The following is an 11920-nucleotide window of genomic DNA, read 5'->3' as shown; positions in this document are numbered from 1 at the left end:
GGATCTTCTGCGCTGGAGTAATGTCATGAGCCACTCCAAATCTGCGAGCATGTTGGACCCCAGCATTCTTGTGCCCGCATTGGGCGACGCCTTTCGCAAACTTGCCCCCAGACGGCTGGCCCGCAATCCGGTGATGTTCGTGGTGGCCGTCGTCTCGGCGATGACCACCGTGCTGCTGCTCAGGGACTATGTTCAGGGCGCGCCGCAAACCGGTTTTTCGCTACAGATCGTTATCTGGCTCTGGTTCACGGTGCTGTTCGCCAATTTCGCCGAGGCGGTGGCGGAGGGGCGGGGCAAGGCCCAGGCCGACAGCCTGCGCCGCAGCCGTTCCGACACCCAGGCCAGGCTGCTGGCCTCGGCAGAGGCAACGGACTACCGGCTTGTCGCCGGTGAGAGCCTGAAGGTCGGCGATATCGTGCTGGTTGAGGCCGGCGACAGCATCCCATCTGATGGCGAGGTCATCGCTGGCGCGGCCTCGGTCAATGAAGCGGCGATCACCGGCGAATCGGCGCCGGTGATCCGCGAATCCGGCGGCGACCGCTCTGCGGTCACCGGCGGCACCCAGGTGCTGTCAGACTGGATCAGGGTGCGCATCACCGCTGCGGCCGGCGCGACCTTCATCGACCGGATGATCGCGCTGGTGGAGGGCGCCGAGCGGCAGAAGACGCCCAACGAAATTGCGCTCAACATCCTGCTTGCCGGCCTGACGCTGATCTTTGTATTGGCCGTTGCAACCATTCCGGCTTTCGCCAGCTATGCTGGCGGCGCCGTGCCGGTGATCGTGCTCGTGGCGCTGTTTGTGACGCTGATCCCGACGACCATCGGCGCCTTGCTGTCCGCCATCGGCATCGCCGGCATGGATCGGCTGGTGCGCTTCAATGTGCTGGCCATGTCCGGCAGGGCAGTCGAGGCAGCCGGCGATGTCGACATCCTGCTGCTCGACAAGACTGGCACCATCACACTAGGCAATCGCCAGGCCAGCGCTTTCCAGCCAGTGAGCGGGGTCAGTGAACGCGAACTCGCCGTGGCGGCGCAACTGGCTTCGCTGGCCGATGAAACGCCGGAAGGGCGCTCCATCGTCATCCTCGCCAAGGAAAAGTACGGGCTGCGTGGCGAGGTGGTCAGCGGCGGCAACGCCCGCTTTGTCCCCTTCACAGCGCAAACCCGGATGAGCGGCGTCGACATGGATGGCTACGCGATCCGCAAGGGCGCTGTCGACGCGGTGCTGAAGCATATCGAAGGCGGCGACCCCACGCGGCCCGACGCCAGCTGGCGGGCGCGTGAGATCCGGTCGATTGCTGACGCCATCGCAAAGGAAGGCGGTACGCCGCTGGCGGTGGCGCGGGACGGCGACCTGCTCGGGGTGATTTATCTGAAGGACGTCGTCAAGGGCGGCATTCGTGAGCGGTTCGCCGAACTGCGTCGCATGGGCATCCGTACGGTGATGATCACCGGCGACAATCCAATGACGGCGGCGGCGATCGCGGCGGAAGCAGGCGTCGACGACTTTCTGGCCCAGGCGACACCGGAGAACAAACTGTCGCTCATCCGCGACGAGCAGGCGAAGGGCAGACTGGTCGCCATGTGCGGCGACGGAACCAATGACGCCCCGGCCCTGGCCCAGGCCGACGTCGGCGTGGCCATGAACACCGGAACCGTTGCGGCGCGCGAAGCTGGCAACATGGTCGATCTCGACAGCGACCCGACCAAGCTCATCGAGATTGTCGAGATCGGCAAGCAACTGTTGATGACGCGCGGCGCGCTGACAACCTTCTCCATCGCCAATGATGTGGCCAAATATTTCGCCATTATCCCGGCGATGTTCCTGGCGTTTTACCCACAACTTGGCGCGCTCAACGTCATGGGCCTGGCGACGCCGCAAAGCGCCATTCTGGCGGCGACGATCTTCAACGCCTTGATCATCGTCGCATTGATCCCGCTGGCGCTGAAGGGCGTCAGATACCGCGCCATCGGCGCTGGCGCCCTGCTGTCACGCAACCTGCTGGTCTATGGCCTTGGCGGCCTCATCGCGCCGTTTATCGGCATCAAACTCATCGACATGGCCATTACGGCCATTGGCCTCGCCTGAGGAGACGGCGTCATGCGCAACCAGATACGTCCGGCGATTGTCATGATCGTCGCATTCACCGTCCTCACCGGGCTGGCCTATCCGCTGGCCATCACCGGAGTCGCCCAGACGGTGTTCCCTGGACAGGCCAATGGCAGCCTGATCAGCCGTGACGGCAAGGTGATCGGCTCGGCGCTGGTCGGGCAGGGCTTCGCCGGGCCTGGCTATTTTCATGGTCGCCCGTCAGCCGCCGGGCAGGCAGGCTATGATGCAACGGCGTCGGGCGGCTCCAATCTTGGCCCGACCAGCGCCCCGCTTCTCAGCCGCATAAAGGGCGACGTGCAGAAGCTGCGCACCGAAAATGGCGCCGCCGCCATTCCTGGCGATCTGGCGACGACCTCCGCCAGCGGCCTTGATCCGCATATTACGCCTGCGGCGGCGCAGTTCCAGGCGCCGCGGGTGGCCAGGGCCCGGGGCATCGACGAACACAAATTGCGGGCGCTGATTGAGGCGCACATTGAACCACGTATGCTCGGCGTGCTGGGCGAGCCCGTTGTCAACGTGCTGAAGCTCAATCTGGCGCTGGATGATGCGAAACGCGGCTGACGCCAGGCGATCTCGGGGGAACGGCCAGTGCCAACAGCATCAGCGCGACAGGGGCGTCCGTCGCCGGACGCCCTGCTCGACAGGGCCGACAGCGCCGGTCGCGGCAAGTTGAAGATTTTCCTCGGCGCAGCGCCGGGCGTCGGCAAGACCTATGAGATGCTGCTGTCGGGCCGGGCGCAACTGGCCAATGGCGTCGATGTGGTGATTGGCCTTGTGGAGACGCATGGGCGCAGCGAAACTGCAGCGCTGGTCTCAGGGTTTGAACTGATCCCGCGCCGACTCGCCGCGCACCGTGGCCTGAAACTCGATGAAATGGACATTGACGCCATCCTGGCGCGGCGACCACAGCTTGCGCTCGTCGACGAACTCGCTCACGCCAATGCGCCCGGCAGCCGCCACCCCAAGCGCTATCTGGATGTCGAGGAATTGCTGGCGCAAGGCATCGACGTCTACACCACGCTGAACATCCAGCACGTCGAGAGCCTGAACGACGTGGTGGCGCAGATCACCCGCATCCGGGTGCGCGAAACCGTGCCGGATTCAATCATCGATCGCGCCGATGACATTGAGATCATCGACATCACGCCCGCTGACCTGATCCGGCGGCTGGATGACGGCAAGGTCTATCTGGCAGGCACGGCGAAGCGTGCGGTCGCCAATTATTTCTCGCCAGGCAATCTGACCGCCCTGCGCGAACTCGCCCTGCGGCGCACGGCTCAACGGGTTGACGACCAGCTGCTCACCCACATGCAGGCCCACGCCATCCCGGGGCCGTGGTCGGCCGGCGAACGTGTGCTGGTTTGCATTGGCGCCAATGCGGGCGGCGAGGCGCTGGTGCGGTACGGCCGGCGGCAGGCCGAGCGGCTACGCGCGCCATGGGCGGCGCTACATGTGGAGACCAGCAGGGAAGGGCGCCTCGCCGATGGCGGCAAGGACAGCATCGCCGCCGCCATGCGCCTCGCCGGTCAGCTCGGCGCGGAAACGGTGACACTGCCTGGAGACGCCATAGCCCACGAAATTCTCGACTACGCGGCGGCCAATAATTTTGCCCATATCATCGTCGGCAAGCCGCGTGCGCCGCGTTGGCGGGAGTTGCTGGCAGGCTCAGCGCCCAGCGATCTCATGCGCGCGTCGTCGGGGATCAATATCCACGTCATCTCGCCAGGCGCTGGTGAAGGGCCGGCTGCAGGCCGCCGCGCTGAAGCGCCTGCGCCGCGCCGGCTGGAAGTTGCGCCATTTGTGTGGAGCGCTGCGTTTGTGGCCTGCGCCGTCGGCGCGGGGCTGGCGCTGCTCCAGTTTCTCGACGTGCGTAATATTGGCCTTGTCTTCCTGATGGCTGTGCTGGCTTCGGCGCTGAAAGGCGGCCTGTGGCCGGGGCTGTTCAGCTCGGTGGTCGCCGCCTTCGCTTTCAATTTTTTCTTTCTGGCGCCGCTGTACACGCTCGACATCGGGGATCCCGAAAGCATCCTCGCCCTTGGTTTCTTTCTATGCGTCGCCGTCGTCGCCAGCAATCTGGTCGGGCGGGTGCAACGGCAGGCCCAGGCGGCGCGCCGCCGCGCCCGCACCACCGAAGGCCTGTTCCTGTTCAGCCGCAAACTGTCGGCAGCCGCAAGCCTCGACGATGTGCTGTGGGCGACGTCATATCAGATGGCGGCGATGTTGCAGGTGCGGGTCGTCGCGCTCATGCCGTCAGACAGCGTGCTGGTCGTTCAGGCCGGCTTCCCGCCGGATGACACGCTCGATGAGGCTGATCTCGCCGCCGCGCAATGGGCGTGGGAGCATGATCGACCGGCTGGACGGGGCGCAGACACCTTGCCCGGCGCGCGACGGCTGTACCTTCCGCTGACCACCGGCCGCAGCCGTCTCGGCGTGATCGGTCTCGACAGGGATGGCGCCGGGGCGGTGCTGACGCCTTCACAGCAGCGGCTGTTTGACTCCCTGGCCGATCAGGCGGCGCTGGCGATCGAACGCGTCCAGCTGGCCGCAGATGTCGAACAGGCGCGGCTGGATGCAGAGGCAGACCGTTTGCGCTCGGCTTTGCTGACGTCGCTGTCGCATGATTTGCGGACGCCGCTCGCCTCAATTCTTGGTTCGGCGACGACGCTCAGGGACTATGGAGCAAGTATCGCCAGCCCGGCGCGCGACGACCTGATCAGCACCATTGTGGATGAGGCTGAGCGGCTGAACCGTTTCATCGCCAATCTGCTCGACATGATGCGACTGGAATCGGGCGCGCTGGCCGCCACAGCCTCGCTCAATTATCCCGGCGACATCCATCGGCAGCGCGCTGCGCCGGGCCAGCAAGATCTTGCAGGGCCACAAGGTCGATGTATCGGTCCCGGCGGATTTACCGATGCTGCGCATCGACCCGGTGCTGTTCGAGCAGGCGCTGTTCAATCTGCTCGACAATGCCCGGAAGTTTGCTCCTCCCGGCTCGACGGTGACCGTGCGGGCCGGGCGTGACAAGACCGACGTTGTGCTTGAGGTGCTGGACCAGGGACCGGGCATCCCTCCCGACGATCTGGAACGGATTTTCGACCATTTCCACCGGGTTCAACGGCGCGATCAGGCCCCGGCGGGCACCGGGCTTGGTCTGTCCGTATGCAAGGGCTTCGTCGAGGCCATGGGTGGTGTGATCACCGCCGCAAACCGGCCCGGCCAGGCGGGCGCGGCGTTCACTCTGCGGTTCCCCATCACCCCGAATTGCGCCGAACTGGACGATGCGACATGAGCACACTCGCCGTGAAAATTCTGGTGGTTGATGACGAGCCGGCGATCCGACGCCTGCTGCGGGTCGGACTTTCGGCCAATGGTCACGCCGTCATCGAAGCGTCCAGCGGCGCCGAGGCCATGGAGATTCTCGGCATGGGCGGCGAAGCGGGCGAAAGGCCGCATGCCGGCGAGGCCGGCGAGGCCTGCGACGGTCGCGACGATGCGCAGGATGTCCAGGGCGCGGGGCGACGCCACCCTGACCTGATTGTGCTTGATCTGGGCCTGCCTGACATGTCCGGACTTGAGCTGTTGCAGATGTGGCGCGCGGCGGGGATCGTTACGCCCGTCATCATCCTGTCGAGCCGCACCGATGAGACCGGGATCGTCGAGGCGCTTGAGCTTGGCGCCGACGATTATCTGGTCAAGCCATTTGGCATGCGCGAGCTGGCGGCGCGCATTCGTGTGGCGCTGCGGCACAAATTGCAGCAGCAGGGCGAACGCCCGGTGTTCCAGACAGGCGCGCTGTCGGTTGATCTGGTGAAGCGCCTGGTGCGCGTCAGCGACCGCGAGGTGAAACTGTCGCCGAAGGAATACGACATCCTGCGCATCCTGGTGCAGCACGCCGGCAAGGTGATCACCCATCAACACATCATGCGACAGGTTTGGGGCAACGCCGCCGATGTCCAGTATCTGCGGGTTTACGTGCGCCAGTTGCGCCTGAAGATTGAGCACGCCCCTGACCAGCCGCACTACATCCTCACCGAGACAGGCGTGGGTTACCGCCTGCGCGAGGCTGACCCATGAGCCACACAACGCCCACCGCGACTGGAGCGGCCGCTACGCTGAAACTCGCGGACATTCTCAAGCCGGAAGATGTGTTGATCGAAACAGTGACGCACTCGCGCGCCAGCCTGATCCGCAGACTGGCGGCCCATGCCGCCCTGCGCGCCGGCGTGGCTGAGGAGGCGGTGCGACTGGCGCTCACGCGTCGCGAAGAGCTGGGATCAACCGGCATCGGCCAGGGCGTGGCGTTGCCCCACGCCGCCATCGACGGATTGCCCGAGGCGTTGGCCGTCATGTTCGTGCTGAAGCACGCCGTAGACTTCCACGCCATCGACGGCGCGCCAGTCGACCTGGTGTTCCTGCTCCTGACGCCTGGCGACGCCTCAGGGCGACATCTCAGCGTGCTGTCCGCTGCTGCGCGAAGATTGAACGCCCGCGACACGTCCAGAGCCCTGCGCAGCGCAACGTCGCCGATTGTGGTCTATTCCTTGCTCGTTGCACCGCAAAGCCCCAAGGTAATGCCAGCCCCCGATGAGCATGACGGATCGGGGTCTGGTTAAGCCCGTACGGCGTCTGAGCATGTCAGGATGCGGATGGGTCAGCATCCTCGCATCATGGTATCAGGGGTGGCGATCCTTGCGGCGCCAGTGCCGCTGCACGTTGACGTTGCGCAAGGGAATTGGTCTGCCGACAGGCAGGTGGGTGGGCGCAGCGCTCGCCAGAACAATTGGCCGCTTGACGAGGGCTGGCGACGGCCGGCGCTCACGACCCGCCGGCCCATGCACGCGTCGCCCAGGTCACATGGGGCGCTTGCGTCTCACCCATAAAGCCCGGATCGGAAGACGAGTGCGCAGCGTTAGCGTCATCGTCACATCAGTGCGTGGATGACCGGGACATCCAGCCCCACATCTGCTTTGCGAAGCCGATAGCCGCGCGTGACGGGCCCGTCGCCCGTCGCAAAGCTATGAGTCCGTTCGAGGCCAGTACGCCGCAGCGTGCCGAAATACCCCCCGGCTTGCGCCGGGGGGTGCAGGAGCTTTGCAGTCCTGATGAAATCAGAACTTGTAGTTCAGGCCGACGCGGACGACGCCAAATTCGTTGGTCTTCTGGCCGCCAGAGTAATACAGGCTGGCGAGGGCCGCGCCCGGGATATAGATGTCGCTGTTGCCGCGATCCAGGCTGACGTACAGACCCTCGATCTTGGCGGTGATGTTGTCGGTGAAGGCATATTCGAGGCCGCCGCCGACGGTCCAGCCGGTCGCGGTGTCGTTGCCGTTGCCGGCGTAATAACCGTAGTTCAGCGCGGTATTGGCGAGGCCATAGCCGTAATAGTTGTGGCTATTACCGCCGCCACCATAAGCGAAACCGCCGGTGACATAGATCAGGGCGCGGTCGATAGCGAAACCAGCGCGGGCGCGCACGGTGCCGAACCAGTCCATACCCTGGTTACCGTAACCATAGTGGTTCTTGCCGCCCATGTCAGCGTACTGGATGTCGGTTTCAACGCCGATAACGAACTGGCCGATCTGGTAATTGTAACCGATCTGACCGCCGCCGACGAAGCCACCGTCATTGGAGCTGCTGCCGCCATGCCAGAAATAGTCAGAAGCGACCGGCGTGTAATAGTTCCAGGCATTGTTGTTGTTGTTGGTGTTCCAGCCGTAACCGGCGTTCACACCGACATAAAAGCCGGTCCAGGTGAAGACTGGCACCACGACAACCGGCGCAGGCGGCGCGTATTTGGTTGAAGGCAAGTCAGCGGCGAAGGCGGAGCCCGCAACCAGCATGGCTGTTGCAGCGACACCCGCGAGAAGAATTTTTTTCATGACCCACTCCGTATCATTCTAGCGATGGCTCGCCCGCGCACCGCGAAGGAGACACACTATGCATGGTATCAGGCATGCTGTCTGTAACACTCAAGCAACAGCCTTGGCGTAAACATTTGACTAAAATGCAGTCTCCGCATCAGCGAACACTCTCCCCCTATTTACGTCAATCTAGCCGAAGCTGCTGAACGCCTGGGCCTTGTGTTTGAGGCCAGCCGTCCGGGACTTTATGGCGCCGTCGGGTAAATTGTGCGCCTGCGCCTCGCAGTCTTTTGATCGGGGGCGGCGGCGCAAAGCCTGAGAACGCCACGGTTTGATCGGCCGCCCTGTTGCCCCTGGCGCGGCGCGCCATTTCAACAAGGTGTCGTCTGGTTCTGCGCGACGCTGAAGTGAAACGTCAGGTTAACCAAGGCAGGAAGCTGGTTGTAACACTGTATTCAATCGCGCCTTTGTGATCTGAATTGCGGCGGAGCCCGCGCGCTATTGTATGGAGACAATGGCGATTGCGCCGCCCGTGCAGCTGGCGCAGGCGCGAGACTCCAGTGAACCTTGCCGCGCCCGTGAGCGGCGCCTGACGGGGCGGCGCCTGACGGGGTGGTGATCTCCTGGTCCAGATTCAATCCAGCTTGTCGACGGGCGCCGCGTCTGCGCATTCGGCAGTCCAGTCGTAGTGCTCGTCACGCGCCCCATATGGTATGCGCGATATCACGACAAGGTGACATTGCCCGCCCTGAGCGCGCGTGTCTACAAATGGCGATTGATCTGGCCGTAAAGCGTTTGTTCTGAAGCTATTCGGGTGTGGCAAAATCGTCTTTGGCTTCAAGTAATCAGGCGTCAGGGAACGTTGGGCGCTGTTGCCGATGCAGCAAAGTCGTGTATATTAATGGCTCACTCGCTACGTCTTGACTGCCCGTAATTACGTCATATTTTGACGCAATTACGGGCAGCCTTTTGTCGATGTACCTTCATTTGTAGCGTCATCAACAATTGCCTGTGGCGCAACCGGTCGGCAGGGGGGGGCGGCGAGCGCCCGCGGCCCGGCGCAGGACGGGCGGCGCCGCCATGGCGAAACAACTGCATGACGCGCTTCATTTTGGTGACGCGCTTCAGCACCTCGACAGGGCTGGCGTCGAGCAAGAAACGTTCGGCTGCGTTGCTCATATGGGTTCTTCTGATCATGTCGCGTCTGTGGCGCCGGGTATCGGCCATGCAGCGCGCCGGGCGGCCTGGCGAAACGCCAGCACGGCCAATGCGGTTGCAGACGTCGGTTGTCGCCGCCAGGCAGACGCTGGTTGCGTCTGCGAGGCGCGGTTCGGCCTGGCTCAGAAATTGGCGACCGCGCTGAGACGGAAGGTGCGGCCGGGAGCAGTCTGCAGCTCAAGCGGGTTGGTGCTCGCCACCGCACTCCCCGGCTGAAGGTTGTAAGTGTAAGGCATTGGCCCCTTGAAGTAACGCGTATCGAACATGTTCAGCACGGCGGCGCGTAGCGTGAAAGTGTCGTTGATCTTCCAGTTGGCGAAAGCGTCAAACACCGCATAAGCGCCTGGCAGGAAGAGATCCGGGGCGCTGGCCCGCGTCACGGCGCTGGAGAACAACCCGCGCACTTCGGTCTCAAGGCCCCACTCGGGCTTCATCCATCTAACGCCAAGCGTTCCGTTGAGCGGCGAAGCGCCATCATAGGGCACGTAGCGATCGCCACGCTCATATTGCTGCTTGCCATATTGCCATGACAGCGCGCCGCTCACCGCCCAATTCTCGTTGAAATGGTATTCAGCCGACGCTTCGATGCCCCATATCTTCACCGACGTCAGATTACGATAGGTATAGGTGTTGGGGTAAATCTGGTAGAAACTCTGGATAAAGTCGTCGTAATCGGCGTGGAAGGCGCCGATCGAGAACCAGCCATTGTCAAACTTGCCGCGCAACCCGCCCTCATAAGAGCGCACGCTCTCTGGCCGCAGGTTGGGATTGGGAATGGTCATGAAGGTGGTGGAGACCGACGACGAATACAGCTGCTGCGCCGTCGGCATTTTGAAGCCTTCAGCATAGCGCGCATACAACGCCAGCTGGTCGTTGAGGCGGAACAAGGCGCCGATCTGCGGGATGACCTTGCTGGAGCTGAGCTCGCGCGGCTCGCGCCCCGGCGCCACCACATAATCGGCGTTGGGGCGGGGGTTGATGTTGTAATTGGCCCAACGCAGGCCGGGGGTGACGACAAGCCTGTCGCCAAACATACGGATCTCATCCTGAATATAGAAATCCGCCCGCCAGGTATCAGCGTTGGCGAAGCCCGACGGCTTGCTCTGCGAGGTGGTTTTGCGGGTAATATTGAACACGTCGTCATAGCGCACGTAATCCGCCGTCGCCATGTCGCCCTGGAAGCCATAGGTCAAATTATGCCGCGCGCCCAGCAGGTCGACGTGCGATGACATCTGTATATCGCCCTGCAGAAATTCTTCGCTGTAATCATTGATAGCGTTTGTGACCACATATTGCCGGGCGGTGTTGATCTGGTGACGCCAGCTGTCGAGGGCGCGCTTCTGCGGCGACCACGAGACGTTCCAGCGCACATTGTCGAGCCACGGGGCGCCCACGGTCCAGGCGTGGGAGAAGGCGAGGCGATAGCGGGTCTGCTCCTGCTGCCGATTGTATTCGCCATTGATCGAGCGGTTGCTCTGACGACCGTAATCATACAGCTGGAACACGGTGGCGCTGGACGAGAAGCTCTCGCCGGTCAGCTTGAACTCGTGGTCGGCGGAAGGCCGGAACACCAGCTTGGTCAAGCTGTTCCAGGTTGTTCCGGACAGCGGGTTCAACTCGTTGCAGCGAATGGCTTCCGGAAGGCGCGGGCAGCCCCAGGCGCCGCCATCGGCGCGCGCCTTGCCAAGCTTCGCCTCATTGTAGGTCTTCTGATTAACCAGCACGAGCCCCTGCCACTGAGGATTGAACTGGGCGGCGAACATCGCCGTCTTGCTGAAGGCATTGTCGAGACTGTCATAGGAAGCTTCGACCTGCCCGGCCCAGCCTGCCCCGTCACGCTTCTTCTTCAGCAGGTCATCCGGATCCAGCGTGCGGAAGGCCACGATGCCGCCAAGCGCGTCGGAGCCCCACAGCACCGAGCCTGGCCCTCGCACGATCTCGACGGCCTTCAGGCCCGGCATGTCTGTGAAATTGCGGTTGCCGTCGCCAATACGCTCCTGAATGCGCGCGCCATCGACCTGGATCTGCACACGATTGCCACTGACGCCACGGATGGTGAAGCCGCCGAGATTACCCCACGGATCTGCGCCGGAGGTGGTGCGATCGACCGTAATACCTGGCTGATAACGCACCAGTTCCTGATTGTTATTGATCTGCAACTGGTCGATGGTCTCCCGGCCAATTACGCTGACCGTGGCCGGGATATCAAGCAATTGCGTGGGCTGGCGCGTCGCCGTGACCGAGATGGTGTCGAGTTCAATGCTGTGCGGGGCTTGCGCCGCAGTTGCAGCGGCGCTGTCGACTGTCGCAGCGGTTGTTGCAGTCGTCGATGAGGGCTTGCGCTCAGCTGTGCGTGAGCGCTCCTGTGCGTAGGCGTCGCCAGCCCCGGCCAGCATGATCAGCACCCCCAGCGAGACGGCGCCCGGAAGCCGGGGCCGCCTGATATTTGTCGCGGTGTGAGGCGTAGGGTTCTCCCCGATGCCGACGGCCGCGCCTGCGCGCCCCTGCCGGTTAAGCGCCGCATTTGGCTGTTTGATGTGCGCAGTGATCGTCACAATGGCGCCCCGTTCCTAACGTTGGTTGGGGGCGTTTAAGGGCTGTGAAGATTTAAGTGCAATAGTTATCTTTTAGATTCAATATAGTATGACATTATATCAATTGTAATCTGAGTGTGACGCGGCGTTCGCGCATTTGATGCGCTTTATATAATTAAAATGCGCGGAAT

The 11920-nt window shown here is 63.1% G+C and carries 7 protein-coding genes and 1 pseudogene; 5 read left to right on the top strand and 3 right to left on the bottom strand.

What is annotated here, in order from left to right; all coding sequences use genetic code 11:
- Nucleotides 1-25: 25 nt before the first annotated feature.
- The 5 genes and pseudogenes from kdpB (at nucleotide 26) to AC6A67_RS04590 (ending at nucleotide 6729) form a co-directional block, all read left to right on the top strand.
- The gene (gene kdpB, locus AC6A67_RS04610) at nucleotides 26-2089 is read left to right on the top strand and encodes a potassium-transporting ATPase subunit KdpB (protein ID WP_498035383.1); all 2064 of its coding nucleotides are present in this window, start codon (nucleotides 26-28) and stop codon (nucleotides 2087-2089) included.
- A gap of 12 nt (nucleotides 2090-2101) precedes the next feature.
- Entirely contained in the window at nucleotides 2102-2674 is a 573-nt protein-coding gene (kdpC, locus tag AC6A67_RS04605) for a potassium-transporting ATPase subunit KdpC (protein ID WP_498035382.1), read from the top strand.
- A 27-nt stretch (nucleotides 2675-2701) separates the two neighbouring features.
- Nucleotides 2702-5405, top strand: a pseudogene (locus AC6A67_RS04600) (DUF4118 domain-containing protein).
- The gene (locus AC6A67_RS04595) at nucleotides 5402-6190 is read left to right on the top strand and encodes a response regulator transcription factor (RefSeq protein WP_498035381.1); all 789 of its coding nucleotides are present in this window, start codon (nucleotides 5402-5404) and stop codon (nucleotides 6188-6190) included. The pseudogene AC6A67_RS04600 and the gene AC6A67_RS04595 overlap by 4 nt, the downstream one beginning before the upstream one ends.
- Complete coding sequence (locus tag AC6A67_RS04590; protein ID WP_498035380.1) at nucleotides 6187-6729, top strand: PTS sugar transporter subunit IIA; 543 nt, start codon at nucleotides 6187-6189, stop codon at nucleotides 6727-6729. The genes AC6A67_RS04595 and AC6A67_RS04590 overlap by 4 nt, the downstream gene beginning before the upstream one ends.
- A 495-nt stretch (nucleotides 6730-7224) precedes the next feature.
- On the opposite strand, the gene AC6A67_RS04585 is transcribed toward AC6A67_RS04590, so the two are convergent.
- The 3 genes from AC6A67_RS04585 to AC6A67_RS04575 form a co-directional block, all read right to left on the bottom strand.
- Complete coding sequence (locus tag AC6A67_RS04585; protein ID WP_498035379.1) at nucleotides 7225-7995, bottom strand: outer membrane protein; 771 nt, start codon at nucleotides 7993-7995, stop codon at nucleotides 7225-7227.
- Nucleotides 7996-8916: 921 nt separating this feature from the next.
- On the bottom strand, nucleotides 8917-9156 hold the full coding sequence (locus tag AC6A67_RS04580; protein WP_498035378.1) for a hypothetical protein: 240 nt from the start codon (nucleotides 9154-9156) through the stop codon (nucleotides 8917-8919).
- 161 nt (nucleotides 9157-9317) lie between these two features.
- Nucleotides 9318-11750 carry a TonB-dependent hemoglobin/transferrin/lactoferrin family receptor gene (locus tag AC6A67_RS04575; protein ID WP_498035377.1) on the bottom strand — a complete coding sequence of 811 codons (2433 nt, stop codon included), beginning with the start codon at nucleotides 11748-11750 and terminating at the stop codon, nucleotides 9318-9320.
- Nucleotides 11751-11920: the final 170 nt, after the last annotated feature.

This window comes from Camelimonas sp. FR25 (assembly GCF_059740505.1).
The sequence above is the reverse complement of the archived record's forward strand: the minus strand, read 5'-3'. Positions and strand labels throughout refer to the sequence as shown.